The following is a 26,022-nucleotide window of genomic DNA, read 5'->3' on the forward strand; positions in this document are numbered from 1 at the left end:
CCGTTACGGATTGTTAGTCTTGCGCCGTTCCGATTTCGGCAGTTGTGCCTGCGCCAGCCACCCTGCGATGAGGGGTTTCCCGTGCCCGAGACGTCACCGCACAAGCAGCCCGCCAGCGCGAGCCCCGAGACAGATGTGGACGTGATTGTCGTCGGCAATGGCCCAGTCGGGGCCACTCTCGGGATCCTGCTGGCACAGCGCGGCCGACAGACCATCGTCCTGGAACGGCGCCGACGCCCCTACACCCTGCCCAGGGCGACCAGCTTCGACGGCGAGACGGCACGGCTGCTCGCCGGCTGCGGGACGGGCCCGAGCCTCGGCCGGATCACCGAGCCCGCCACCGGTTACCAGTGGCATTCCGCCGACGGTGAGGTCCTCCTCGACATCGTCTTTCGCACAGAAGGCCCGTACGGGTGGCCTGACGCCAGTACCATGCACCAGCCCGCCCTCGAGGAACTGCTGGCCTCGCGGGCAGCCGGGCTGCCTGGAGTGACTGTGGTACAGGGCCGCCAGGTGGTGGGAATCGAGGAGCAAGACGACCGGGTCGTGGTGACGGCCGAGGACGAGGACGGCGCAGCCCAGACGTACACCGCGAGGTGGGTGGTGGGCTGTGACGGTGCCAACAGCTTCGTCCGGGACCATCTGGATGTGCCGGTCACCGATCTCGGCTTTTCCTACGAGTGGCTGCTGTGCGATGTGCAGCTGCACGAGCCGGGCGAGTTCGTCCCCACCAACGTCCAGATCTGTGACCCTGCCAGGCCTACCACCCTGGTCGGCAGCGGTCCGGGGCATCGGCGCTGGGAGTTCATGCGGCTGCCCGGCGAGCGTGCCGCGGACCTGAACCGGGAGGAAACTGCCTGGCGGCTTCTCGCTCCCTACGGGGTGACCCCCGACACGGCGACGCTGCTGCGCAGCACCACGTACATCTTCCAGTCCCGCTGGGCCGAGCAGTGGCGGGTCGGTCGGGTACTGCTGGCCGGGGACGCGGCCCATCTGATGCCGCCGTTCGCCGGGCAGGGCATGTGCTCAGGCATCCGCGACGTCGTCAACCTGGTGTGGAAGCTGGACCTGGTAGTGGGCGGCCTCGCCCCGGAGTCGCTTCTCGACACCTACACAGAGGAACGCCGCGCGCAGGTACACAAGTCGATTCTGTCCTCGGTCCAGCTGGGCCGGGTGATCTGCGTGACGGACCCCGTGGCTGCGGCCGAGCGCGATTCCACGATCCTGGCGGGCCGCCGCGGCCGCGGTCCGGCGGTCCCGGACCCGGCGTTGCCCCTCACGGAGGGGCTCCTTCACCGGAGAGTGGACGGGTCGCCCATATCCCCGGCGGGCGAGGTGGTCCCCCAGGGCCAGATACGCGGCCTTAGAGGCACGGGCCTTTTCGATGATGTGGTCGGCCGCGGCTTCGTTCTGATGCTGGCAGAGGGCGCGGACGCCGACCTCGACGCGGAACAGTCGGCATTCCTCACGGAACTGGGTACGCACCTGGTGACGCTGCTCCCCGAGGACGGGACGCCGCAGAACATGTCGGTGGCCGACGTGGGCGGCGTCTACCGCACTTTCCTGGCTCGCCACGGGGCCGACGCGGTATTGATCCGTCCGGACTACCACGTGTATGGGGCGGCCTCAGGCATGGGGGCAGCGGCGGCGCTGGTGGACGACCTGCGGGCCCGCCTATACTCCAGCCGTAGTTCGTGATCTCGATGGTGAGGGGCGCCGAGGCAACAGCCGGACAGCGCCGACCATCTGGCCGAGATCGCCCACACCGTCGGCTCCTTCTCCTTCTACCCGAGTTCACCGCGACGGAGCGCGTCCCTCATCTCGCTGAGCTTCGCGGTCGTTGCCGGGGTCTGCTCCTGTGGTTGTTCAGCGAGTCGGAGGGCATCGTCAATCTCGCTGAGCTTCGCCGAGGACAGGACGGCCGCCCGCTCGATCAGGCCATCCCGTGACACAGTGGTCAGCCACGTGCAAGGGATAAAACCTGGACGCCTGAAGGCGAACCGCAGCACGCCCTCAAAGGGCAGCCCTTCCATGGCGCCAACTCGCACTTCGACGCCCAAACCGCTCATGTCGACGCCCGCCGGCGCGACGACCTGCATCGCCCGGATCCCGGACGCGTCATCTCCCGACAGCAGTACGAACAGTCGCCGCTCGTCGCCCCCCACCCACCAGACTTCGCCACGTTGCACATGTCCTCCTGACACGGGACGGCAGGCGAACCTGCGCGACCCTGACGCACTGTGGAGACGGGTGCGGCCACCGTTGATCATCGGTGTGTGAAGACAAACGATCACGCGGTGGCCCCAGGTCACATTGTACCCAGCCCGCTGGCGGGAGGCGTTCGAGGGCCTGATGAGCCGGATCGCAGGCCGGTTCACGCGGGTCGAACCCCGGCGCCGAGCCCGGAAGTCGGTCGAGCCGGTTCCACTCAGCCACCTGCCTTGCGATCCACACTCCACTGCGGAATCCGAGTCGCTCGTGTACGAGATCGGCGGGCAGGAGATCCAACTCGGCCCCTGCACAGAAACTTAAAGCCTGGACAAGGTTCTCAACCTGCCTGAAGTCCGCCGGGAGTTCGCCGAGCGGGGGCCGGCCACCGTCATGATGCGGCTTTCCCGACACGTTCCCTCAACGCGCTACCTGAGCAACTCTGAACCTGGTCGGGGCACCGAGTCAGGGCTCTCCTGAGCTGAGCGACGCCTGCTTCGGGATCACTTCGTCGGTGGCAGACGTACCGGGCACCCCTTGCGACCTGCGGTGTACGTATGTGTCAAGTATCTTTCTGATTCCACCCTCCGGGCCGATCACCACGTGCTACGAAGAACCATGTCCGCGAACGAGGGAACACGCGCGTACGACGCCGTCATCGTCGGCGGTGGCCACAACGGCCTGGCCGCAGCCGCCTACCTGGCCCGGGCCGGCCGTTCCGTGCTGGTGCTGGAACGGCTGGACCACACCGGCGGCGCGGCCGTCTCCACCCGCCCGTTCACCGGGGTCGACGCCCGGCTGTCCCGGTACTCGTACCTGGTCAGCCTGCTGCCGCGGAAGATCGTGCGCGACCTCGGGCTGGACTTCCGGGTCCGCTCCCGCACCATCTCCTCGTACACCCCGGTCGAGCGGGCCGGGCGGCCCACCGGACTCCTGGTCGGCGGTGGCGAGCAGCGCACCCGGGCGGCGTTCGCCCGGCTGACCGGCGGCGACGACGAGTACACGGCCTGGCAGCGCTTCTACGGCATGACGGGCCGCGTCGCCCAGCGCGTCTTCCCCACACTCACCGGACCGCTGCCCACCCGTGACGAACTGCGCCGCCGGATCGACGACGAGGCCGCCTGGCGGGCCCTGTTCGAGGAGCCCCTCGGCGTCACCGTCGAGAAGACCTTCGCCGACGACCTGGTCCGGGGCGTCGTCCTCACCGACGCGCTCATCGGCACCTTCGCCGACGCCCACGACCCCTCCCTCGCCCAGAACCGCTGCTTCCTCTACCACGTCATCGGCGGCGGCACCGGCGCCTGGGACGTGCCCGTCGGCGGCATGGGTTCGCTGACCGACGCGCTGGCGGGGGCGGCCCGGGCGGCCGGCGCGGTCATCGCGACCGGGCACGAGGCGGTCCGGATCGACACCGACGGACACACCGCCGAGGTCGCCTACCGCACGCGGGACGGCGAGGGTGTCGCCGTCGCCCGGCACGTCCTGGTGAACGCCTCCCCGCAGGAGCTGGCCGCCCTCACCGGCGATCCGGCCCCCGAACCCGCCGAGGGCGCCCAGCTGAAGGTCAACATGCTGCTCGAACGGCTGCCCCGGCTGCGCGACCCCGACGCCGATCCGCGTGAGGCGTTCGCCGGCACCTTCCACATCGCCGAGGGCTACCGCCAGCTGGCCACCGCCCACACCCAGGCCGCCGCCGGTGAACTCCCCGCAGCGCCGCCCTCGGAGATCTACTGCCATTCCCTGACCGACCCCAGCATCCTCGCCCCCGAACTCGCCGAGCGCGGCTACCAGACGCTCACCCTCTTCGGCCTGCACACCCCGGCCCGGCTCTTCGACCGGGACAACGACGCCGTGCGCGAGGAACTGCTGAAGTCGACCCTCGCCCAGCTCGACGCGCACCTCGCCGAACCGCTGGCCGACTGTCTGGCCACCGACGCCGACGGCCGCCCGTGCATCGAGGCCAAGACCCCGCTGGACCTCGAACGGGATCTGCGGCTGCCCGGCGGCAACATCTTCCACCGGGCCCTGTCCTGGCCGTACGCCGAGCCGGGCAGCGGTCGATGGGGTGTGGAGACACGGCACGACCGTGTCCTGCTGTGCGGGGCCGGCGCGGTGCGCGGCGGCGGGGTGAGCGGGGTGCCCGGGCACAACGCGGCGATGGCGGTGCTGGAACGGACCTGATGCCTGCGGTCCGCCCCCTCGGCCGGCCGAGTGCCCCCGGCCGGGTCGCTCGGCCGAGTGCCGGCCGGTCACCCCTGCCCAGCCGTCACCCCTGCCCCAGCCGGCAATCCGTGCCCCCGGCCGGCAATCCCTGCCCCCGGCCGGTTCAGTCGGCCGAGCGCTGCCAGCCCACCGGCGTGAGCCGAGCGGTGTCCGCCGGGCGTGCCCCGTCGAACAGCACCGCCCCGCCCGCCTCGACGCGCAGGGCGTCGACGTACGCGCCCCGGCCGACGTACAGCGCGTCGGTGCCGTACCGCCAGCGCAGCGCCAGCCGGGGGCCGGTCGGTACATCCGCCACCACCCGGTGCCAGACACGGCCCGACCAACCCGTGACCGACCCCGTCGGGTGGTCTTCGGGGTCCTCGCCGCTGCGGGTGGTCGTGAAGGGAACCGGGTGCCAGGTGGCGCCGCCGTCCGCCGAGGACTCCAGGGCCAGTACGTCGGACCGGGGCTCGGTGTCCCACCACAGGGCACAGCGCAGGCGCGCCGAGCCGGGGGAAGTGTCCAGCTCCGGGAGGGTGAGGGTGGCGGCCGTGGCGTTCGCCATGCCCGAGAACCAGGCCGTCCGGCCCCGCGCCGGGCGGACCGCCACCGCCCGGGCGAGACGGTTGCCGGCGGCGACCCGGGGCGCCGACCCCGATCGCCACGTGCGCACGGGGTGCACGGAGTTGCCGAGGACGACCAGGAACGAGTCGGTGGTGGGATCGAGCACGAGCGAGGTGCCGGTGAAGCCGGTGTGGCCGGCCGTACGCGGGGTGGCCATCGCTCCCATGTACCAGTGCTGGTAGAGCTCGAAGCCGAGGCCGTGCTCGTCGCCCGGGAAGGCCGTGTTGAAGTCGGTGAACATCAGGTCCACCGACTCGGGCCGCAGGATCCGGGCCCGGCCGTAGGAGCCGCCGTTGAGCAGCGTACGGCCGAGCACCGCGAGGTCCCAGGCGCAGGAGAACACCCCGGCGTGGCCCGCGACACCGCCCAGACTGTAGGCGTTCTCGTCGTGCACCTCGCCCCACACCAGCCCGCGGTCCAGCCCCGACCAGGGCCGGCGCGCGTCCTCGGTGGCCGCGATCCGCGGCTTCCAGGAGGCGGGCGGGTTGTAGCGGGTGCTGCCCAGGCCCAGCGGACCGGTGATCTCGTCGCGCAGCAGCGCGTCCAGCGTGCGGCCGGTGATCCTCTCCAGGACGAGCTGAAGGGAGATCAGGTTCAGGTCCGAGTAGAGGTAGGCGGTGCCGGGCGGGTGCAGCGGAGCCTCGTTCCAGATCAGTTCCCGTTTCTGCTCGTAGGTCGGTGCGTCGTACAGCGGGATCCAGGCACGGAATCCGGAGGTGTGGGTGAGCAGCTGCCGGATCGTCACCCCCTGCTTGCCCGCGCGACCGAAGTCGGGGAGGTACGAGGCGACCGTCCCGGCGAGGTCCAGCCCGCCGCGCTCGATCTGCTGCACGGCGAGGACCGAGGTGAACAGCTTGGAGACGGAGGCCAGGTCGAACACGGTGTCCCGGGTCATCGCAAGCTGCCGTTCGGGCGGGAGTTCGACTCCGGTGTCGGTCTTCTCGTCGTACGCGGCGTAGCGCACCGCCATGCCGATCGGCTCGTGCAGCGCCACGGTGCCGCCCCGCCCGGCGAGCAGGACGGCACCCGCGTACCAGGGGTGCCGGGGGGAGGGGTGAAGGAACGCCTCGGCGTCCGTGACGAGTTGCCGCAGGTGCGCGGGGAGCAGCCCGGCGTGCTCGGGCGAGCCGTGACGCAGGACGGTGCGGCGGCCGGAGGCGGGCGCGGCCGTGGCCGGGCCCGCCGGAAGCGCGCCGAGGGCCAGCGCGCCGCCCGAGGCCAGCGAGCCCACCATGAGCCGGCGGCGGGTCAGACCGCTCGTTCGTCCGCCTGCCAGGTCCTCCGTCATCGTGCGGCCTCCCGCCTGAAAGTATCTTTCGGGGCTTGCTCTGCGGGTGAAACTTTCCTGTCAGGCGGGGGGCGTGTCAACGGGGCGCGTGGCATCGGCAGAAATCTGACGGAGCATCAGAAAAGGTCTTCCGTCGTCCGGCCGGCTGCGGCATCCTGCGCCCATGCAGACGGAGCTGAGCAGGAGTCTGGGAATCGAGCACGCCGTCTTCGGTTTCACACCGTTCCCCGCGGTCGCCGCGGCCATCAGCCGGGCCGGCGGCCTCGGTGTGCTCGGCGCGGTGCGCTACACCGCTCCCGACGACCTCAAACGCGACCTCGACTGGCTCGACGCGCACGCCGGAGGCCGGCCCTACGGCCTGGACGTCGTCATGCCGGCCAGGAAGGTGGAGGGAGTCACCGAGGCCGAGGTCGAGGCGATGATCCCGGAGGCGCACCGGCAGTTCGTCAAGGACACCCTCGCCCGGTACGGCGTACCCGGACTCGCCGAGGGTGAGGCGTCCGGATGGCGCATCACCGGCTGGATGGAGCAGGTCGCCCGCTCCCAGCTCGACGTCGCCTTCGACTACCCGATCAGGCTGCTGGCCAACGCCCTCGGCTCGCCGCCCGCCGACGTGGTCCGGCGCGCCCACGACCGGCACGTCCTCGTCGCCGCACTCGCCGGCAGCGCCCGGCACGCCCGCAAGCACCGGGAGGCGGGCATCGACATCGTCGTGGCCCAGGGCTACGAGGCCGGCGGACACACCGGGGAGATCGCCACCATGGTGCTCACCCCCGAGATCGTGGAGGCCGTCGATCCGCTGCCCGTCCTGGCCGCCGGGGGCATCGGCAGCGGCCCGCAGGTGGCAGCCGCGCTCAGCCTCGGCGCCCAGGGTGTGTGGCTGGGCTCCCTCTGGCTGACCACCACGGAAGCCGACCTCCATTCGCCCGCCCTGACCCGCAAGCTGCTCGCCGCCGAGTCCGGTGACACCGTCCGCTCCCGTGCCCTGACCGGGAAGCCCGCACGTCAGCTCCGCACCGAGTGGACCGACGCCTGGGACGACCCGGCCGGCCCCGGCACCCTGCCCATGCCGTTGCAGGGCCTGTTGGTGGCCGAGGCGGTCTCCCGCATCCAGAAGCACGAGGTCGAGCCGTTGCTCGGCACCCCCGTCGGCCAGATCGTCGGGCGGATGAACGGCGAACGCAGCGTCCAGGCCGTCTTCGACGACCTCACCCGCGGCTTCGAGGAGGCCGTGGACCGCATCAACCGCATCGCCGGAAGGAGCGGCCAGTGAGCACACCCCCCGCCGGTTTCTGGGCCCAGGCGACCGAGCACCCCGACCGCACCGTCCTCATCGCGCCGGACGGCGAGGAGTGGACGGCCGGACGGCTGCACGCCGCCGCCAACCGACTCGTCCACGGCCTGCGCGCGGCCGGCCTCCGGCGCGGGGACGCCTTCGCGGCCGTCCTGCCCAACGGGCCCGAGTTCGTCACCGCCTACCTGGCCGCCAGCCAGGCCGGTCTCTACCTCGTCCCCGTCAACCACCACTTCGTGGGCCCGGAGATCGCCTGGATCGTCGCCGACTCCGGCGCCAAGGCGCTCCTCGCCCACGAGCGGTTCGCCGGGCCGGCCCGCCAGGCGGCCGACGAGGCGGGGCTCCCGGCGAGCCACCGGTACGCCGTCGGGACGGTCCAGGGCTTCCGGCCGTACACCGAACTCCTCGACGGGCAGCCCGAGTCGGCGCCCGACGAGCGCGAACTCGGCTGGGTCATGAACTACACCTCGGGCACCACCGGCCGCCCGCGCGGCATCCGCCGCCCGCTGCCCGGCAGGCGCCCCGAGGACGCCTACCTCGGCGGTTTCCTCGGCATCTTCGGCATCAGGCCGTACGGCGACAACGTGCACCTCGTCTGCTCGCCCCTCTACCACACCGCCGTGCTCCAGTTCGCCGGCGCCTCCCTGCACATCGGCCACCGACTGGTGCTGATGGACAAGTGGACGCCCGAGGAGATGCTCCGCCTCATCGACGCCCACAGGTGCACGCACACCCATATGGTCCCCACCCAGTTCCACCGGCTGCTCGCCCTGCCGGAGGGCGTACGGCGACGGTACGACGTCTCGTCCATGCGGCACGCCATCCACGGGGCCGCGCCCTGCCCCGACCACGTGAAACGGGCGATGATCGAGTGGTGGGGCCACTGCGTGGAGGAGTACTACGCCGCCAGCGAGGGCGGCGGGGCCTTCGCCACCGCGGAGGATTGGCTGAAGAAGCCCGGCACCGTCGGCAGGGCATGGCCCATCAGCGAACTCGCGGTCTTCGACGACGACGGAAACCGGCTGGCCCCCGGCGAACTGGGCACCGTCTACATGAAGATGAACACCGGCGGTTTCTCGTACCACAAGGACGAGGCCAAGACACGGAAGAACCGTATCGGCGACTTCTTCACCGTCGGCGACCTCGGCTACCTGGACGAGGACGGCTACCTCTTCCTCCGCGACCGCAAGATCGACATGATCATCTCCGGCGGGGTCAACATCTATCCGGCCGAGATCGAGTCCGCCCTGCTCGCCCATCCCGCGGTCGCCGACGCCGCCGTCTTCGGCATCCCGCACGACGACTGGGGCGAGGAGGTCAAGGCCGTGGTGGAACCGGCCCCGGGCCACGAGCCGGGCCCGGAGCTGGCCGCCGCGATCCTGGACCACTGCGCCGCACGGCTCGCCGGGTACAAGCGGCCCAGGACCGTCGACTTCATCGCCGAGATGCCCCGCGACCCCAACGGCAAGCTGTACAAGCGGCGGTTGCGGGAGCCGTACTGGCAGGGCCGTACCCGACCGGTGTGACCGCCCGGCTCACGGACGGACGGCCCGGCCGGCGGCGCGGGGGTCCGTCACCCGCAGCCGGGCACCCGGCGTGGCCTCAACGCCGCCGGCACAGGGAGCGGTTGAGGTGCCGGCCGGCCGGTGCGGGGGCTTCCGGTGCTTGACCTGCCCCGGTGACGGCCCGAGGATCAGCAGTCATGACGCAGGGACAGGGCGGGACGGGCAGCACGGTCGACGGGGTGCTGCGGCGCAGCGCCCGGCGCACCCCGGCGCGGGTCGCGGTCGAGTACGGCGACCGCACTTGGACGTACGAGGAACTCGACGACGCCGTCTCCCGCGCGGCGAGCGTCCTGCTCGGCCAGGGCCTCGCCGCCGGCGACCGGGTCGGTTCCTACGGGCACAACTCGGACGCGTATCTGATCGGCTTCCTGGCCTGTGCCCGCGCCGGCCTCGTGCACGTGCCGGTCAACCACAACCTCACCGGCGACGACCTCGCCTATCTCGTGGACCAGTCCGGCAGTTCCCTGGTCCTCGCCGACCCCGGACTCGCGGGCCGGCTCCCCGACGGCGTCCGTACCCTGCCCCTGCGCGACGCCGAGGACTCACTGCTGGCCCGGCTGGCGACGGCGCCGGCGTACGACGGCCCCGAACCGCGCACCGAGGACCTGGTGCAGCTGCTGTACACCTCGGGGACCACCGCGCTCCCCAAGGGCGCCATGATGACGCACCGCGCGCTGGTCCACGAGTACCTGAGCGCGATCACGGCACTCGACCTCAGCGCCGGCGACCGCCCCGCGCACTCGCTGCCGCTGTACCACTCCGCGCAGCTGCACGTCTTCCTGCTGCCCTACCTGGCGGTCGGCGCCACCAACCTGATCCTCGACGGGCCCGACGGGGACCGGCTCCTGGACCTGATCGAGACGGGCCGCGTGGACAGCCTGTTCGCCCCGCCGACGGTGTGGATCGCTCTGGCGGGCCGCCCGGACTTCACGACCCGGGACCTGTCCGGACTGCGCAAGGCCTACTACGGCGCGTCGGTCATGCCGGTGCCGGTCCTGGAGCGCCTGCGTGAACGGCTCCCGGAGCTCGGCTTCTACAACTGCTTCGGCCAGAGCGAGATCGGCCCGCTGGCCACCGTCCTGGCCCCCGACGAGCACCAGGGCCGGATGGACTCCTGCGGCCGTCCCGTGCTGTTCGTCGACGCCCGGGTGGTCGACGAGGAGGGCGAGGACGTCCCCGCCGGCACGCCCGGTGAGATCGTCTACCGCTCACCGCAGCTGTGCGAGGGCTACTGGGACAAGCCCGAGGAGACCGCCGCCGCGTTCCGCGACGGCTGGTTCCGCTCCGGGGACCTCGCGGTGCGGGACACCGAGGGCTACTTCACGATCGTGGACCGGGTGAAGGACGTCATCAACTCCGGTGGGGTACTGGTGGCTTCGCGCCAGGTCGAGGACGCCCTGTACACCCATGGGTCGGTCGCCGAGGCCGCCGTGATCGGCCTGCCCGACGAGCGGTGGATCGAGGCCGTCACGGCGGTCGTCGTCCCGCGCGGCGAGGTGACGGAGGAGGGCCTGGAGCGTGAGCTGATCGCGCATGTGAAGGAGCGGCTCGCGCCGTTCAAGGCGCCCAAACGGGTGCTGTTCGTGAACGAGTTGCCACGCAACGCCAGCGGCAAGATCCTCAAGCGCGAGCTGCGCGACCGCTTCAGCGGCTGACCGCGGGGCCGGCCGCCCGGCCGAGTCAGCCGGCGGTGCGCGGGCGCTCATCCACGATCCGGCGGATCTTGCCCACCGACCGCTCCAGCGACTCCGGCTCCACGATCTCCACGTCGACCGACACCCCGATGCCGTCCTTGACCCCCGCGACGATGGCCCGGGCCGCCGCCTCCCGCACCTCCGGCAGCGCGTCCGGCCGGGCCTCGGCCCGGACGGTCAGGGCGTCGAGGCGGCCCTGGCGGGTGAGGCGCAGCTGGAAGTGCGGCGCCACACCGGGCGTGCGCAGCACGATCTCCTCGATCTGGGTCGGGAAGAGGTTGACCCCCCGCAGGATCACCATGTCGTCGCTGCGCCCGGTGATCTTCTCCATCCGCCGGAACGCGCGGGCCGTCCCGGGCAGCAGCCGTGTGAGGTCCCGCGTCCGGTACCGGACGATCGGCATGGCCTCCTTGGTCAGCGAGGTGAACACCAGCTCGCCGCCCTCGCCCTCCGGCAGCACCTCGCCCGTGATCGGATCCACGACCTCCGGGTAGAAGTGGTCCTCCCATACATGGAGGCCGTCCTTGGTCTCCGCGCACTCCTGGGCGACGCCCGGACCGATCACCTCCGACAGCCCGTAGATGTCGACGGCGTCGATCGCGAACCGCTCCTCGATCTCCCGCCGCATCTCCTCGGTCCAGGGCTCGGCGCCGAAGACGCCCACCCGCAGCGAGGTGGTCCGCGGGTCCACGCCCTGCCGTTCGAACTCGTCCAGCAGCGTCAGCATGTAGGAGGGGGTCACCATGATGACGGACGGTTCCAGGTCCTGGATGAGCTGCACCTGCCGGGCCGTCATGCCGCCGGACGCCGGGATGACCGTACAGCCCAGGCGTTCGGCACCATAGTGGGCGCCCAGGCCACCGGTGAACAGCCCATAGCCGTACGCCACGTGCACGATGTCGCCGGGCCGGCCGCCGGCCGCCCGGATCGACCGCGCCACCATGTCGGCCCACATGGAGAGGTCGTTGTCCGTGTAGCCGACCACCGTGGGGCGGCCCGTGGTCCCGCTGGAGGCGTGCAGTCGGCGGATCCTCGCGCGCGGCACGGCGAACATGCCGTACGGGTAGTTCGCCCGGAGGTCGGCCTTGGTCGTGAAGGGGAAGCGGGCCAGGTCGGCGAGCGAGCGGCAGTCCTCCGGGCGGACGCCGGCCTTGTCGAAGGACTCGCGGTAGAACGGCACGTGCTCGTACGCGTGCCGCAGCGAGGCGCGCAGCCGCTCCAGCTGTAGTGCGCGCAGCTCCTCGGGCCCGAGCCGTTCGCCCGCGTCGAGCAGGTCCCTCACATCCGCCATCGGGACGTCTCCCTTGCCATCCGTACATTCCGGACGACCGATCATTCGGTCGAGGTGTTCCCGGCCAGTAATTCAGGCCACTGAGCCTCTCGGCAAGAGGTCTGGCGGATTTTGGCGCGAGGGGCCCCGCCGAAAGGCGTTGCGCTCCGGCGGCGCGGCCCGGCGTGATCGCCGCATGCCGACCTTCACCGCGGCCGACGGGACCCGGCTCACCTATCGCCTGCGGGGTGCGGGACAGCCCCTCGCCGTCCTTCCCGGTGGCCCCCTGCGCCTCGGCCTGCCTCGTGGATCCCGGCGGGCTGACCGCGCACCGCCGACTGGCCCTGCTCGACCTGCGGGGCACCGCTGACTCGGCGGCGCCGACGGACCCGGCGACGTACCGCCGCGACCGGATGGCCGAGGTCCCGCCCGACGGCGGGCCCCGTGGGCACTGCTGCGGCTACGGCCGCTCGGCCGCCGCCGCCTCCCGCGCCCACCGGTAGTCGGCCTTGCCGCTGGGGGACCGCTGGATGGTGTCCGTGATCACCAGCTGCCGTGGGACCTTGTAACCGGCCAGGCGGGTACGGCAGTGACTCTGGATGTCGGCCAGCGACGGGCGCGGCGCCCCGGCGCGCAGCTGCACCACGGCCGCCACATGGTTGCCCCAACGGGCGTCCGGCACGCCGGCGACCAGCGCGTCGTACACGTCCGGATGCGCCTTGAGCGCCTGCTCGACCTCCTCCGGATACACCTTCTCGCCCCCGGTGTTGATGCACTGCGAGCCCCGGCCAAGGACGGTGACCACGCCGTCCGCGTCGACCGTCGCCATGTCACCCAGCAGTACCCACCGCTGCCCGTCCCTCTCGAAGAAGGTCTCGGCGGTCTTCGCCGGGTCGTTGTAGTAGCCGAGCGGCACGTGCCCGCACTGCGCGACCCGGCCGACCTGGCCGGCCGCGACCTGCTCGTGCGTCACCGGGTCCACCACCCGGGTACGGGAGTTGACCCGGATGCGGAACCCGCGCTCGGGTCCCGAGTCCTCGGTGGCGGTGCCGTTGAAGCCGGACTCGGAGGAGCCGAAGTTGTTCAGCAGCAGGGCGTTCGGCACCAGCTCGCAGAACTGCCGGCGCACCGTCTCCGACATGATCGCGCCCGACGAGGAGACGCTGAACAGGGCCGAGCAGTCCGTGCCCTTCAGTGGGCCGCCGAGCGCGTCGATCAGCGGCCGGAGCATCGCGTCACCGACCAGCGACATGCTGGTGACCCGCTCCCGCTCGACGGTCCGCAGCACTTCCTCCGGGACGAACTTGCGGTGCAGCACCACCCGTTGACCGAAGTTGAAACCGATGAACGCGGTCAGCGTCGACGTGCCGTGCATCAGCGGGGGAGTGGGGAAGAAGGTGATCCCGGAGCCGCCCGCGGCGACCCGCTCGGCCAGTTCCTCCGGCGCCCTGACCGGCTCCCCGGTCGGTGCCCCGCCGCCCAGCCCGGCGAAGAACAGATCCTCCTGACGCCACATCACCCCCTTGGGCATGCCCGTCGTACCGCCGGTGTAGACGATGAACTGGTCGTCCCCGGAGCGAGCGGGAAAGCCCCGCTCGGGCGATCCGGACGCCTCGGCCACGGTGAACGGCACCGCCGCCGGTACCCGCGTCGTCCCTTCGCCCACCCGCAGCAGGTGCCGCAGCTTCGGTGCCCGAGGCAGCGCCCCCGCCACCCGGTCCTCGAACTCCGCGTCGAAGACCAGCGCGGCCAGGTCGGCGTCCCGGTAGAGGTACACCAACTCGTCCTCGACATAGCGGTAGTTGACGTTCACCGGGACGATCCTGGCCTTCAGGCAGGCCAGCACCGTCTGAAGGTATTCGACCCCGTTGTACAGGTGGAGCCCGAGGTGCTCGCCGGGCCCTACGCCGCTGTCGATCAGATGGTGCGCGATGCGGTTGGCGGCGGCGTCCAGCTCCGCGTACGTCAGTCGGCGCTCCGCGCCGGTGCCGGGGTGGTCGAGGTACACGAGCGCCTCGCGGTCCGGGACCACGTCGACGACCGACTCGAACAGGTCGGCAAGGTTGTACTCCACCGCTTCCTCCTGACCCCGGCAGCCCTGGCGAAGACAGGCGCATCCGTCGGCTCGCCGGTCATCAGAGCAAAGCGCGCGGCAACTGTGAAGGGACCGCGCCAATAAATCTGACTGGCTGTCAGAAAGCCCTTGAAGTGCCCACCCGCCTCCTGCAACCTGTTCTCGTTCCGACCGAGGGGAGATGGCCATGGGTGGGACGGAACACCTCACCGTGCGGCGGGAAGGCGCCACACTGGTGCTCACGCTCAACCGGCCCGACGCCAAGAACGCGCTCTCGCTGCCGATGCTCGTCGGACTCCACGACGGCTGGACCGAGGCCGACGCGGACGACACCGTCCGCTCCATCGTGCTCACCGGGGCCGGCGGGGTGTTCTGCGCCGGCATGGACCTCAAGGCGCTGGCCGGCGACGGCATGCGGGGACAGCGGTACCGTGACCGGCTGCAGGCCGATCCCGACCTGCACTGGAAGGCGATGCTGCGCCACCATCGCCCCCGCAAACCGGTGATCGCCGCCGTCGAGGGCCACTGCGTCGCCGGCGGCACCGAGATCCTTCAGGGCACCGACATCCGCGTCGCGGGCGAGTCGGCGACCTTCGGCCTGTTCGAGGTGAGACGCGGCCTGTTCCCGATCGGCGGCTCCACCGTCCGCCTCCCGCGCCAGATCCCCCGCACCCACGCCCTGGAGATGCTGCTCACCGGACGCCCCTACAGCGCCCGGGAAGCCGCCGGCACCGGCCTGATCGGGCATGTCGTCCCCGACGGCACCGCCCTCACCAAGGCCCTGGAGATCGCCGAACAGATCAACGCCTGCGGCCCGCTCGCCGTGGAGGCCGTCAAGGCATCCGTGTACGAGACCGCCGAGATGACCGAGGCCGACGGGCTGGCCGCCGAACTCGCCCGGGGCTGGCCCGTCTTCGACACCGCCGACGCCAAGGAGGGGGCCCGTGCCTTCGCCGAGAAGCGGCCCCCCGTCTACAAGCGCGCGTAACGCCCCGCCGCAGGTGCGGTCCGGACGCCGCCGGCCGTGGGTGGCCCGTCACTCCGCCGAGTTCTCGACTTCGCTCGAACCAGGGGGACCCCCATCGCGGCGGGAGCCGCACAAGTACTGCCCCGCATCGCGGCGGGAGCCGCACAAGTACTGCCCCGCATCGCGGCGGGAGCCGCAGAAGTCACTGCCCCGCGCCCCTTCGGGGCGCGACTCCACCGACCCCGCCCGAAGGAGGCACCTTCCTGATGCCCGAAGTCCTCAAAGCCCCCCTGGTCGTCGAGTTCCCCTTCACCCGCTCCCTCGGACCCGTCCAGAGCGCCTTCCTCACCGGCCTGCGCGAACGGGTCGTACTCGGCATACGGACCACCGACGGCCGCATCCTCGTCCCGCCCGTCGAGTACGACCCCGTCACCGCCGAGGAGATCCGCGACCTGGTGGAGGTCGCCCCCACCGGCACGGTGACGACCTGGGCCTGGAACCACGCCCCCCGCCGCGGCCAGCCGCTGTCCACCCCCTTCGCCTGGGTCCTGGTCCGGCTCGACGGAGCCGACACCGCACTGCTGCACGCCCTCGACGCCCCCCGCCCCGACACCGTCCGCACCGGCATGCGGGTGCGCGTCCGCTGGGCCGAGGAGCGCACCGGCGCCATCACCGACATCGCCTGCTTCGAGCCGTACGACGGCGAAGCCCTCGAACCGGGCCACCACAGAGGGACCTTCCAGAACCCGCTCACCGGCATCGTCGCGCCCGCCCGCCTCGACTACACCTACTCGCCCGGCCGCGCCCAGTCCGCCTACATCGACGCCCTCTCCGACCGGCGCACCGTCGGCGAGCGCTGTCCGTCCTGCCGCAAGGTGTACGTCCCGCCCAGGGGTGCCTGTCCCACATGCGGCGTGGCCACGGCCGAACAGGTCGAGGTGGGGCCCCGGGGCACGGTCACCACCTACTGCATCGTCAACATCAAGGCGAAGAACCTCGACATCGAGGTGCCGTACGTCTACGCGCACATCGCCCTGGACGGCGCCGACCTCGCCCTGCACGCGCGGATCGGCGGCATCCCCTACGACCAGGTCCGCATGGGCCTGCGCGTGGAACCGGTGTGGACCGAGGACGCCCGCTACCCCGACCACTACCGGCCCACCGGCGAACCCGACGCGGACTACGAGACGTACAAGGAGCTGCTGTGACCAGCCAGGAAGCGCCCGGTCCCCGGGACATCGCCGTCGTCGCCTACGCCCGGACCGGCCACCGGCGCTCCACCGAGGAGTCCTCCGAGGTGGAGATGCTCATGCCGGTGCTGCACGAGGTGCTGGCACAGACGGGGCTCAGGACCGCCGACATCGGCTTCACCTGCTCCGGCTCCAGCGACTACCTCGCCGGCCGCGCCTTCTCCTTCACCCTCGCCCTGGACGGCGTCGGCGCCTGGCCGCCGATCTCCGAGTCGCACGTCGAGATGGACGGCGCCTGGGCGCTCTACGAAGCCTGGACCAAGCTGCTCACCGGAGACGCCGACACCGCGCTCGTCTACTCCTACGGCAAGTGCTCACCGGGCTCGGTCCGGGACGTCCTCACCCGCCAGCTCGACCCGTACTACGTCGCCCCGCTGTGGCCGGACGCGGTCGCCCTGGCCGCCCTCCAGGCGCAGGCCCTCATCGACGCCGGCCACACCGACGAACCGGCTCTCGCCGCCGTCGGCGCCCGCAGCCGCGCCGACGCGTACGCCCACCCGCGCGCCCGGCTCACCGGAGGCGCCCCGCAGGGCGATTACGTCGTACGGCCGCTGCGCACCGGTGACTGCCCGCCCGTCGGCGACGGCGCCGCCGCCGTGATCCTCGCGGCCGGGGAACGGGCCCGGGAACTGTGCACCCGGCCCGCCTGGATCCGGGGCATCGACCATCGCATCGAGGCCCACGGCCTCGGCGTGCGCGACCTCACCGACTCACCCTCCGCCCGGCTCGCCGCCCACAAGGCGGGCGCCTTCGAACGACCCGTCGACACGGCCGAGTTGCACGCGCCGTTCAGCTCGCAGGAGGTGATCCTGCGCCAGGCCCTCGGCCTCGACGACGACGTGTGCGTCAACCCCTCGGGCGGCGCCCTCGCCGCCAACCCGGTCATGGCCGCCGGACTCATACGCATCGGCGAGGCCGCCGCCCGCATCCACCGCGGCGCCTCCGACCGCGCCCTCGCCCACGCCACCTCCGGGCCCTGCCTTCAGCAGAACCTGGTCGCCGTACTCGAAGGGGATCCACGATGAGCAAGGAGCCCGTGGCCGTCACGGGGATCGGCCAGACCAGGCACGTGGCCGCCCGCCGGGACGTGTCGATCGCCGGACTCGTCCGGGAGGCGGCCCGGCGCGCCCTCGATGACGCCGAGTTGAACTGGTCCGACGTCGACGCCGTCGTCATCGGCAAGGCGCCCGACTTCTTCGAGGGCGTGATGATGCCCGAGCTGTACCTCGCCGACGCGCTCGGTGCCGTCGGCAAACCCATGCTGCGGGTGCACACCGCCGGCTCCGTCGGCGGGTCCACCGCACTCGTCGCCGCGAACCTGGTCGCCGCGCGCGTCCACGGCACGGTCCTCACCCTCGCCTTCGAAAAACAGTCCGAGTCCAACGCCATGTGGGGCCTGTCCCTGCCCATCCCCTTCCAGCAGCCCCTGCTCGCCGGAGCCGGCGGCTTCTTCGCCCCGCACGTGCGCGCCTACATGCGGCGCAGCGGCGCCCCCGACGCCATCGGCTCCCTCGTCGCCTACAAGGACCGGCGCAACGCCCTGAAGAATCCCTACGCCCACCTCCACGAACACGACATCACCCTGGAGAAGGTCCAGGCATCGCCCATGCTGTGGGACCCCATCCGCTACTCCGAGACCTGCCCCTCCTCCGACGGCGCCTGCGCGATGGTCCTCACCGACCGGGCCGGAGCCGCCCGCGCGCCCCGGCCGCCCGCCTGGCTGCTCGGCGGCGCCATGCGCAGCGAGCCGACCCTCTTCGCGGGCAAGGACTTCGTCTCCCCGCAGGCCGGCAAGGACTGCGCCGCCGACGTCTACCGGCAGGCCGGCATCGCGGACCCGCGCCGGGACATCGACGCCGTCGAGATGTACGTGCCGTTCTCCTGGTACGAGCCCATGTGGCTGGAGAACCTGGGCTTCGCCGCGGAGGGCGAGGGCTGGAAGCTCACCGAGTCCGGGGTGACCGAACTCGACGGCGACCTGCCCGTCAACATGTCCGGCGGGGTGCTGTCCACCAACCCCATCGGCGCCTCCGGCATGATCCGTTTCGCCGAGGCGGCCCTCCAGGTGCGCGGGCAGGCCGGAGAACACCAGGTGGACGGGGCCCACCGGGTGCTCGGGCACGCCTACGGCGGCGGCTCGCAGTTCTTCGCCATGTGGCTCGTGGGATCCGAGCCCCCCGATTCCTGAAGGGTCCCGCCCACGTGGCCTGTCGGCCGTCGTGAGCGGTCGCTAGGCTGACCGCGGACGACGAACCGGGAGGAGCACGGACGTGGCCGAGAGCACCATCCAGCAGCAACCGCTCGCGGGCTGGGACAAGCCGGAGCTGGATCTCAGCGAGGCCGAGTGGCAGTCCAGCAGCCGAGGTCTGGGGGATGTCCAGATCGCCTTTGTCGAGGGCTTCATCGCGATGCGCAACAGCGGCCGTCCGGAGAAGCCTTCCCTGATCTTCACCCCCGCGGAATGGGGCGCCTTCGTCTCCGGAGCGAGGGAAGGTGAGTTCGACCTGACCTGAGCGGGGGGTGTTGCGGCCGGATTTCCGGACACGCGATCCGCAGCGCCCTGCCGGGGCCCGGACCTGAGCGAGGCTGGCCCGAGCAAGGGGAAGGTCGTGTTCCGGAGGTGAGGAAGGATGAGCGCTGCGCCGGTCATCGCCGCGGTCGACGGGTCCGCGGACAGCCTGCGTGCCCTCGACTGGGCCCTGGACGCCGCCCGCCGTCGCGCGGCACCGCTGCGCGTGGTGCACGTACGGCAGTACGCGGCCTGGGGCCAGGCCGACGTCCTGGTCGCCGCTCCGCCCGAGGCGGAGGGCGACCCGGTGCTCGACGAGGTGCGCGCCCGGATCGGGGGCGGCGCCGGGGAACCGGCCGTGGAGTACATCGCCGTGGAGGGCGTCCCGGGTGCCGTCCTGCCCGAACTGGGCACTGACGCCCAGGTGTTGGTGCTCGGCTCGCGGGGCCGTGGCGGCTTCGCCAGCCTGCTGCTCGGCTCCAACGGCCTCGCGGCGGCCCGGGACGCCGAGTGCCCGGTCGTCGTCGTACCCCCGCCCGGCCGAGAGGTGCACGGGGAGGGGCCTGCCGAAACCGGCCCCCGGGTGGTCGTCGGACTGCACGCCGACAGCCCCGACGAGGGTGTTCTCGCCTTCGCCTTCGCCGAGGCCGCCCTGCGCGACGCCCGGCTCCAGGTGATCGCCGCCTACCCGTGGCCGGTGCAGATCTGGTCCGCCCCCGGCCAGCCGGTGCCGCCCCTCGTCGAGCAGGACGCCGTCGCCGACGAGACCCGCGTCCTCGCCGAGGGCTTCCTCGCTCCCCACCGCAAGCGGCACCCCGAGGTCCGCGCCGATGCCGAGGCGCTGCCCGGTGACGCGGCCGGGTGCCTGGTCGCCGCCTCCAGGGACGCCGAGCTGGTCGTCGTCGGCCGGCACCGACGGCGGCTGCTCGCCCCGGCCCGCATGATGGGCTCGGTCACCCAGGCCGTACTGCTGCACTCGGCGAGCCCGGTCGCGGTGGTGCCCCCGGCCCCGCCGGAGGAGTGAGACCGGCCGGGGTCGGAGGAGTGAGACCGGCCGGGGCCGGAGGAGTGGGACCGACCGGGGTCGGAGGAGTGGGATCGGCCGGGGCCGGAGAAGTGAGCCGCGGCCGGGGTCGGAGGAGTGGGACCCGGTCGGGTCGGAGGAGTGAGTCGTGACCGGGTCGGAGTAGCAGACCGCGCCGCGCTCCGCAATCCGTCCGGTGCCGACTGACGGTCCGACGGCTGTGGTGCGCGGCGCCATGGTGACCGGACACACCCGAACCTATGGTTCCGCCACCCCCTGGCACCGCCTCCCGCCGGAGCGGCCGGGGCCCGTGTGTCCACCGAAGGAGCCGCCATGCCACAGCCCCCGTCCAGCAGGGCGACCGGAGCGCCCCCACCCGTCCGTCCGCCGCGCCGCCCGACGGTGCGTCTCCTGACCCGCCTGCTCGCCGTCGCCGCCGTCGTCCTCGGCACCCTGCTCACCGGCCCCGCGCCCGCCGCCCGCGCCTCCGTCCCGCTCACCGAAGTGAGCGACTTCGGCACCAACCCGGGCGCCCTCACCATGTATGTGTACCGGCCCGCCACCCTGCCGGCCCACCCCCCGGTGGTGGTGGCCCTGCACGGCTGCACGCAGAGCGCCCAGGTCTACGCCGACAACTCGGGGCTGCCCCGGCTCGCCGACGAGGACGGCTTCCTGCTGGTGCTCGCCGAGACAGGCAGTGCCAACAACCCGAGCAAGTGCTTCAACTGGTTCCAGGCCGGCGACAACCGGCGCGGCCAGGGCGAGGCCCTGTCCATACGGCAGATGGTGAGCCACGCCGTCACCGCCTACGGCGCCGATCCTCGGCGCGTTCACGTCACCGGCCTGTCCGCCGGCGGCGCCATGACCGCGGTCATGCTCGCCGCCTATCCCGACGTCTTCTCCGCGGGCGCGGTGGTCGCCGGCCTGCCCTACGACTGCACCAGGGACAACAGCCCCTATCTCTGCATGAACCCCGGCGTGGACCTGAGCCCGGACGACTGGGCCCAGCGGGTGCGCGACGCCTACCCGTCCTACACCGGGCCGTATCCGCGAACGGCCATCTGGTACGGCGACCAGGACACCACCGTCGTACCGCGCGACGCCACCGAACTGCGCGACCAGTGGACGGCACTGCACGGCCTGTCCCAGACCCCCACCCGGACGAACACCATCGGGCCCGACGCCACCCGGCAGGACCAGTACCTGGCCGCCGACGGCACGGTCGCCGTGGAGGTGGACCGTGTCCCCGGCGTCGGCCACGGCACCCCGGTCGACCCCGGCACGGGCGGCGAGCAGTGCGGCAGTACCGGCGCCCCGTACTTCCCCGACTCGATCTGCTCCAGCCGCTGGATCGCCCGGTTCTTCGGCCTGGACACCTCCGACCCGGGAGACCCGGACCCCGGAGACCCGGGCGGCGGTACCGCGGCCTGCTGGACGGCGAGCAACTACGCCCACGTACAGGCGGGACGGGCCACCACCAGCGGCGGCTACACCTACGCCAAGGGCTCCGGCCAGAACCTGGGCCTGTACAACACCTTCGTCACCCACACCCTCAAGGAGTCGCCCGCGGGCTACTTCACCCTCGCCGACGCCGGCTGCCCCTGACAACCGGTCAGCAGGCGGACCGGGCCGCCATGGTGGCCGACACCCCCGAACGGGCGGTCATCATGGCGGCCCCACACATGTCCGCAACCACCACACCACCCCTAACCTCCAGCGCGTCCCCAACCCGCCGGAGGAACCGTATGCTGCTCCACCGCCCGCCCCGCCCCACACCACCGCCCGGCCGCCCGGCCCGGCGCACCGCCCTCGGCGCACTGTCGCTCGCCGCCGCCTTCTCCCTCCTGGCCGTCCCGGCCGCGGCCGCACCCCTCGGCCCGGGGACACCGGACGCCCACTGCGCCGGTCGCGACCGGTTGCACGTGCCGGGCGCCGCCCACCAGCAGGCCGACTGCCTGGACGAACTGACCACCGCGGGGACCGTGGCCTCCGGCCACACCGACCCGGCCGACTACGCGGGGCTCACCCCCCAGGACCTGCCCACCCCCAGCGGTGTCCCCGGCATCCAGATCGACGGGTACTTCCCCGACACCTCCACCACCAACACCGACCACGGCTGGCAGCACGACTCCCAGTTCGTCATCCGGCTACCCGACCACTGGAACGGCGGCCTGGTGGTCGCCGGCACCCCTGGCAACCGCGAGCAGTACGCCAACGACCGCGCCATCGCCGACTGGGTGCTCGCCCGCGGCTACGCCTACGCCGCCACCGACAAGGGCAACACCGGCACCGCCTTCTTCCGCGACGGCCACCGACCCGGCGACGCCATCGCCGAATGGAACACCCGCCTCACCCAGCTCACCCGCGCCGCCCGCACCGTCGTCACCCAGCGCTACCACCGCCCCCCGGCCCGCACCCTCGCCACGGGCCTGTCCAACGGCGGCTACCTGGTGCGCTGGCAACTGGAGCACCACCCGGAGCTGTACGACGGCGGAGTCGACTGGGAGGGCACCCTCTGGCGCTCCGACGGACCCAACCTGTTCACCTTCCTGCCGGCGGCACTACGCCACTACCCCGCCTACGCCGCCGGCGGCCCCGGAGCCGCCGAGGCCGCGGCGGCGCTGCACCGGGCCGGCTTCCCGGCCGGCTCCGAGTTCCTGTGGCCGTACCACCACCAGGTCTACTGGGACCTCACGCAGCGCATCTACCGCGAGGAGGTCGACCCCGGCTACGACGGGGACACGGAGGCGGGCACCCCCTACTGCGCCTCCGGCAGCCCCGCCTGCGACGCCGACTACGCCTACCCGGCCCGCCCGGCCGCCGTCCACCGGGCGGTCGGCCGCATCGCCCTCACCGGACGCATCGGCAAGCCCCTGATCACCCTTCAGGGCACCCTCGACGTGCTGCTGCCGATCAGTGAGGACTCCGACGTCTACGCCCGCATGGTCCACCGGGCCGGCCGCGGCGCCCTGCTGCGCTACTACCGCATCGAGGACGGCACCCACACCGACTCCCTGGCGGACGTCTTCCCCGACAGACTCCGCCCGATGGTGCCCTGCCACCGCTCCGCGTTCACGGCCCTGGAACGCTGGATCACCCGAAAAGGCCGACCGCCCGCGGACCACACCGTCGCCCGCCCGGCCGGCGCGGACCCGGCGGCCCTGCGCACCAGCTGCCCCCTTCGATGAACGATCTTCCGGGCGCCCACGGACCACCCACCGGAGCACGGGCACGTACCATGGCCGCATGTCGTTCCTCCGCCGCCGCAGCGCGACCCCTGCCGGACCCGACTTCGACGTGCTGGCCATGGACCCGGGCGACTGGCCGGGCAACCTCGGCGCGGGCCTGCTGCCCGCCCCCGACGGCACCTGCCAGGGTGTCTTCCTGCGCTACGACCTGTTCGGCGGACGCGGCCCCGCGATGATCATCGGCAACCTCCCCGAGGGCTCCCCGGCCCGTGAGGTCGCGGAGGGCGAGATCCCCTTCGAGGTGGGCCAGCTGCTGCTCGCCCTGGAGAACGACGAGGAGATCACCGTCGTCGGCTCCGAGGACACGCCGGTGCTCCAGGGCGACAACCTCCTCATCGTGCGGCGGCTGAAGCTCTCCGAGAGCCGGATCTCCTGCGTCCAGTTCGACCGCAGCGATGGCGTCCTCGTGACCATCGCCGCCTGGGACCGCCCCATCACCGACGACCTGTACGCCCTGCTGAAGCCGCTCCCGGCGGAGCTTTTCCAGCAGGGCTGAGACGCCCCGCCCGGCAGGGCCGAGACTCCTCGCCCCGCCGCTAGCGGGCCGGGAGTTCGAGCGTCACGTCCGCGGCACGGACGAACGCGACACGGTGGCCGTACTGGATCTCGTAGTACAGGTCCTTGCCCACCACGACCCGGTGCGAGTCGGTGGTGAAGGTGACCGCGTAGTAGTACTCGCCCGGCATCACGTCACCGGCCACGTACTTCTGCCCGGCCGGGATCGTGTAGGGCAGCGGCAGCACCGACTGGGCGGGGAGCTCCGCCGGGTACGCCTCCTTCTCCGGGTAGGCGCGGCCGTACACCGGGACGCTCGCCAGGCCGTCGCGCGGGGTCACCACGAAACCCGTCGCCGGAACGGCCGCCGGCTCCTCGCGGGGATCGTGGAACCATGCCTTCTGCCCGAGGTACCAGATGGCGGTCCAGTCGCCCCAACGGTCGGCGACCGCGTACTGCTGGCCGGTGGAGACCCGCGAGGACAGATCGTTCACCCCGTCGGTCGGGTCCGTCTTCAGACCGATGTCCTTGATCAGCGGGGCGGTCACGTCGTGATCCGTGTACAGCCGCACCTCGCCGGAGCCGTGCGCCGTGCACGGCTCGCCCTTGGTGGTGCAGCCGGTGTACACGGGCCGGTTCGAGGCGTAGTCCGGCAGGACCGTCACCACTCCGGCGTGCTCGCCGCCGGTACGCCGGAACGGGTGGCCCAGGAGCTGGAAATAGTGCCGCCAGTCCCAGTACGGGCCGGGATCCGTGTGCATCCCCGGGATCGTGGAGGTGGTCGGTCCGGGCACGTTGTCATGGCCCAGGATGTGCTGCCGGTCCAGCGGGATGCCGTACGTCCGGGCCAGATACCTCACCAGCCGCGCCGAGGCGCGGTACATCGCCTCCGTGTACCAGGCGTCCGGCTGGGCGAGGAATCCCTCGTGCTCGATGCCGACGGACCGCGCGTTGACGTCCCAGTTGCCGGCATGCCAGGCCACGTCCTTCGCCTTGACGTGCTGGGCGATCAGACCGTCGGTCGAGCGGATCGTGTAGTTCCAGGACACGTAAGTGGGGTCCTGGATCAGCTTCAGGACGCCGTCCCAGGCACCCTCCGTGTCATGGATGACGATGTACTTGATGCGCTGGGACGCCGGGCGGTCGCCGAGGTCGTGGTTGCCGTAGTCGTTGTCCCCGAACTCCGCGTAGGGAGCCGGAACCGACTCGCAGGACACCGACCTCGGGCACTCGGTGCCGTCGGTGGGCAGCGTGCGCAGACCGGCCCGCTTCAGCTGGGCGGTGTCGGCGGTCAGCCGTGGCTGGGCGGCCAGGGTCACCAGCTGGCCGTCGTCCGTGGTGCGCTCCTCGCCCGTGCGCAGCACGTCGTAGACGTCGTCGGCGTACGCGGCGGCGGTCGCCGTGTCGTCGGCGCCGGAGAACCGGGCCACCGCGCCGTACCAGTCGGCCGGATCGGCGCTCAGCGGTTCGCCCAGCTCCCTCTGCGCGGCGGCGAGCAGAGCCGCGCCGCCGGCCACGTTCGCCGCCGGGTCGGTGCGCAACTCGTCGGCGGGGACGCCCGTCAGCTCCGCCGCCTTCGGCAGTGTCTTCAGACGGGCCGGGACCGCCGATTCGGCCGGCGCCTCGGCGTCCGGGTGCAGCGCGGCGCGGGCGGTGTCGCCCCGGGCGTCCTCCGTCCCCTCGGCGAAGTGCTCCGCGGTGGCCAGGGCCGTGGGGGCGTCGGTGAGATGCATCGGGCCGTAGCCGCCGGTCACGCTCGGCGCGCCGCCGTGCCGGTCCCAGCGGGACTGTAGATAGGAGACGGCCAGCAGGACGCTCTGGGGCACGTGGTAGTCGGCCGCCGCGGTGGCGAACGCGTGCTGCAAGCGGTTCGCGGAGGAGTCCGTGGCGGTGTGGGCCGGGGTCGCGCCGAGCAACGGCAGCAGCAGGGCCGCGGAGGCGAGTGGGACGGCGGTCCGCCGCAGGCTTCTGGGGCCGGGTGTGGACGTGGGGTCGGTGGCGGATCCTCGCAATGCGGCCTCCTGTGACGGGCGGAGCGTGGCGGGGCGCGCGGCGCCGAGCTGGATCAGTGGTACCGGCTTGCCGACGATCCGTCAATGATGCCGTCAGGAAGGGAATTTCCCACGTCACGGAGGGTTTGTGGCGAGTTTCGCGGCGGCGGTGCGCGGGCCTGCGGGGCGTCACTGGCGTACACCAGTGGTCCTGCCGAGCCGGGTCGGCGTGGGAGGGTGCCCGCGCCGGGCTGCGGGGCCCGGGCACGAAGGTCCGCGGTGCGCCGCCGCTCAGCGCACACCGCGGAGCCGTCGTCCC

Annotated in this window: 19 protein-coding genes and 1 pseudogene; 15 read left to right on the top strand and 5 right to left on the bottom strand. The window is 72.2% G+C overall.

Annotated features, from left to right (window positions below; translation table 11 throughout):
* The first annotated feature begins 81 nt into the window (after window positions 1-81).
* A complete protein-coding gene (locus ACIGYR_RS13685; RefSeq protein WP_399598733.1) occupies window positions 82-1,698 on the top strand; it encodes a bifunctional 3-(3-hydroxy-phenyl)propionate/3-hydroxycinnamic acid hydroxylase in 1,617 nt (538 codons plus the stop codon).
* Window positions 1,699-1,784: 86 nt separating this feature from the next.
* Here the strand turns inward: ACIGYR_RS13685 and ACIGYR_RS13690 are convergent, their stop codons facing one another.
* A complete protein-coding gene (locus ACIGYR_RS13690) occupies window positions 1,785-2,189 on the bottom strand; it encodes a growth inhibitor PemK (protein ID WP_049568093.1) in 405 nt (134 codons plus the stop codon).
* Window positions 2,190-2,826: 637 nt separating this feature from the next.
* Between ACIGYR_RS13690 and ACIGYR_RS13695 the strand changes: the two genes are divergently transcribed.
* Entirely contained in the window at window positions 2,827-4,389 is a 1,563-nt protein-coding gene (locus tag ACIGYR_RS13695; RefSeq protein WP_399598736.1) for a phytoene desaturase family protein, read from the top strand.
* 145 nt (window positions 4,390-4,534) lie between these two features.
* On the opposite strand, the gene ACIGYR_RS13700 is transcribed toward ACIGYR_RS13695, so the two are convergent.
* Window positions 4,535-6,322, bottom strand: coding sequence for a serine hydrolase (locus ACIGYR_RS13700; protein WP_399598739.1), 1,788 nt, complete (start codon window positions 6,320-6,322; stop codon window positions 4,535-4,537).
* 163 nt (window positions 6,323-6,485) lie between these two features.
* On the opposite strand from ACIGYR_RS13700, the gene ACIGYR_RS13705 reads away from it, so the two are divergent.
* The 3 genes from ACIGYR_RS13705 (at window position 6,486) to ACIGYR_RS13715 (ending at window position 10,836) form a co-directional block, all read left to right on the top strand.
* On the top strand, window positions 6,486-7,595 hold the full coding sequence (locus ACIGYR_RS13705) for an NAD(P)H-dependent flavin oxidoreductase (protein WP_399598741.1): 1,110 nt from the start codon (window positions 6,486-6,488) through the stop codon (window positions 7,593-7,595).
* On the top strand, window positions 7,592-9,142 hold the full coding sequence (locus tag ACIGYR_RS13710) for an acyl-CoA synthetase (RefSeq protein ID WP_399598744.1): 1,551 nt from the start codon (window positions 7,592-7,594) through the stop codon (window positions 9,140-9,142). Before ACIGYR_RS13705 ends, ACIGYR_RS13710 begins: the two co-directional genes overlap by 4 nt.
* Window positions 9,143-9,318: 176 nt before the next feature.
* Window positions 9,319-10,836 carry an acyl-CoA synthetase gene (locus ACIGYR_RS13715; protein ID WP_399598746.1) on the top strand — a complete coding sequence of 506 codons (1,518 nt, stop codon included), beginning with the start codon at window positions 9,319-9,321 and terminating at the stop codon, window positions 10,834-10,836.
* A gap of 25 nt (window positions 10,837-10,861) precedes the next feature.
* Here the strand turns inward: ACIGYR_RS13715 and paaK are convergent, their stop codons facing one another.
* Window positions 10,862-12,166, bottom strand: coding sequence for a phenylacetate--CoA ligase PaaK (gene paaK / locus ACIGYR_RS13720; protein WP_399598748.1), 1,305 nt, complete (start codon window positions 12,164-12,166; stop codon window positions 10,862-10,864).
* Between the two features lie 175 nt (window positions 12,167-12,341).
* On the opposite strand from paaK, the pseudogene ACIGYR_RS13725 reads away from it, so the two are divergent.
* Window positions 12,342-12,567: pseudogene (locus tag ACIGYR_RS13725) on the top strand (alpha/beta fold hydrolase); the annotation flags it as partial.
* A gap of 38 nt (window positions 12,568-12,605) precedes the next feature.
* Here the strand turns inward: ACIGYR_RS13725 and ACIGYR_RS13730 are convergent.
* A complete protein-coding gene (locus tag ACIGYR_RS13730) occupies window positions 12,606-14,219 on the bottom strand; it encodes an acyl-CoA synthetase (protein ID WP_399598751.1) in 1,614 nt (537 codons plus the stop codon).
* 187 nt (window positions 14,220-14,406) lie between these two features.
* Between ACIGYR_RS13730 and ACIGYR_RS13735 the strand changes: the two genes are divergently transcribed.
* From ACIGYR_RS13735 to ACIGYR_RS13775, 9 genes are all read left to right on the top strand, one after another.
* Window positions 14,407-15,207 carry a crotonase/enoyl-CoA hydratase family protein gene (locus ACIGYR_RS13735; RefSeq protein WP_391847799.1) on the top strand — a complete coding sequence of 267 codons (801 nt, stop codon included), beginning with the start codon at window positions 14,407-14,409 and terminating at the stop codon, window positions 15,205-15,207.
* A gap of 245 nt (window positions 15,208-15,452) precedes the next feature.
* Window positions 15,453-16,394 carry a Zn-ribbon domain-containing OB-fold protein gene (locus ACIGYR_RS13740; protein WP_399598753.1) on the top strand — a complete coding sequence of 314 codons (942 nt, stop codon included), beginning with the start codon at window positions 15,453-15,455 and terminating at the stop codon, window positions 16,392-16,394.
* Window positions 16,391-17,461, top strand: a complete 1,071-nt coding sequence (locus tag ACIGYR_RS13745) for a thiolase domain-containing protein (protein ID WP_399598755.1) — start codon at window positions 16,391-16,393, stop codon at window positions 17,459-17,461. The genes ACIGYR_RS13740 and ACIGYR_RS13745 overlap by 4 nt, the downstream gene beginning before the upstream one ends.
* Complete coding sequence (locus tag ACIGYR_RS13750; RefSeq protein WP_391847802.1) at window positions 17,458-18,624, top strand: thiolase domain-containing protein; 1,167 nt, start codon at window positions 17,458-17,460, stop codon at window positions 18,622-18,624. Before ACIGYR_RS13745 ends, ACIGYR_RS13750 begins: the two co-directional genes overlap by 4 nt.
* Before the next feature lie 82 nt (window positions 18,625-18,706).
* Window positions 18,707-18,949 carry a DUF397 domain-containing protein gene (locus tag ACIGYR_RS13755; protein ID WP_391847803.1) on the top strand — a complete coding sequence of 81 codons (243 nt, stop codon included), beginning with the start codon at window positions 18,707-18,709 and terminating at the stop codon, window positions 18,947-18,949.
* 117 nt (window positions 18,950-19,066) lie between these two features.
* Window positions 19,067-19,969, top strand: a complete 903-nt coding sequence (locus ACIGYR_RS13760; RefSeq protein WP_399598757.1) for a universal stress protein — start codon at window positions 19,067-19,069, stop codon at window positions 19,967-19,969.
* Between the two features lie 333 nt (window positions 19,970-20,302).
* On the top strand, window positions 20,303-21,574 hold the full coding sequence (locus tag ACIGYR_RS13765; RefSeq protein ID WP_399598760.1) for an alpha/beta hydrolase family esterase: 1,272 nt from the start codon (window positions 20,303-20,305) through the stop codon (window positions 21,572-21,574).
* Window positions 21,575-21,714: 140 nt separating this feature from the next.
* Window positions 21,715-23,157, top strand: coding sequence for a tannase/feruloyl esterase family alpha/beta hydrolase (locus tag ACIGYR_RS13770; protein ID WP_399598762.1), 1,443 nt, complete (start codon window positions 21,715-21,717; stop codon window positions 23,155-23,157).
* Between the two features lie 58 nt (window positions 23,158-23,215).
* A complete protein-coding gene (locus ACIGYR_RS13775) occupies window positions 23,216-23,713 on the top strand; it encodes a hypothetical protein (RefSeq protein WP_391847807.1) in 498 nt (165 codons plus the stop codon).
* A gap of 40 nt (window positions 23,714-23,753) precedes the next feature.
* On the opposite strand, the gene ACIGYR_RS13780 is transcribed toward ACIGYR_RS13775, so the two are convergent.
* Window positions 23,754-25,724, bottom strand: coding sequence for an N-acetylmuramoyl-L-alanine amidase (locus ACIGYR_RS13780; protein WP_399598765.1), 1,971 nt, complete (start codon window positions 25,722-25,724; stop codon window positions 23,754-23,756).
* Window positions 25,725-26,022: the final 298 nt, after the last annotated feature.

Origin of the sequence: Streptomyces sp. NPDC053076 (genome assembly GCF_044546845.1) — a bacterium.
GTDB lineage: Bacteria > Actinomycetota > Actinomycetes > Streptomycetales > Streptomycetaceae > Streptomyces.

What these genes read in the sequence shown, in the direction of transcription:
- ACIGYR_RS13695 (WP_399598736.1), top strand. Translation starts at nt 2,827, where the DNA reads ATGTCCGCGAACGAGGGAACACGCGCGTACGACGCCGTCATCGTCGGC.
- ACIGYR_RS13700 (WP_399598739.1), bottom strand. Translation starts at nt 6,322, where the DNA reads ATGACGGAGGACCTGGCAGGCGGACGAACGAGCGGTCTGACCCGCCGC.
- ACIGYR_RS13705 (WP_399598741.1), top strand. Translation starts at nt 6,486, where the DNA reads ATGCAGACGGAGCTGAGCAGGAGTCTGGGAATCGAGCACGCCGTCTTC.
- ACIGYR_RS13715 (WP_399598746.1), top strand. Translation starts at nt 9,319, where the DNA reads ATGACGCAGGGACAGGGCGGGACGGGCAGCACGGTCGACGGGGTGCTG.
- paaK (WP_399598748.1), bottom strand. Translation starts at nt 12,166, where the DNA reads ATGGCGGATGTGAGGGACCTGCTCGACGCGGGCGAACGGCTCGGGCCC.
- ACIGYR_RS13735 (WP_391847799.1), top strand. Translation starts at nt 14,407, where the DNA reads ATGGGTGGGACGGAACACCTCACCGTGCGGCGGGAAGGCGCCACACTG.
- ACIGYR_RS13740 (WP_399598753.1), top strand. Translation starts at nt 15,453, where the DNA reads ATGCCCGAAGTCCTCAAAGCCCCCCTGGTCGTCGAGTTCCCCTTCACC.
- ACIGYR_RS13750 (WP_391847802.1), top strand. Translation starts at nt 17,458, where the DNA reads ATGAGCAAGGAGCCCGTGGCCGTCACGGGGATCGGCCAGACCAGGCAC.
- ACIGYR_RS13760 (WP_399598757.1), top strand. Translation starts at nt 19,067, where the DNA reads ATGAGCGCTGCGCCGGTCATCGCCGCGGTCGACGGGTCCGCGGACAGC.
- ACIGYR_RS13765 (WP_399598760.1), top strand. Translation starts at nt 20,303, where the DNA reads ATGCCACAGCCCCCGTCCAGCAGGGCGACCGGAGCGCCCCCACCCGTC.
- ACIGYR_RS13770 (WP_399598762.1), top strand. Translation starts at nt 21,715, where the DNA reads ATGCTGCTCCACCGCCCGCCCCGCCCCACACCACCGCCCGGCCGCCCG.
- ACIGYR_RS13775 (WP_391847807.1), top strand. Translation starts at nt 23,216, where the DNA reads ATGTCGTTCCTCCGCCGCCGCAGCGCGACCCCTGCCGGACCCGACTTC.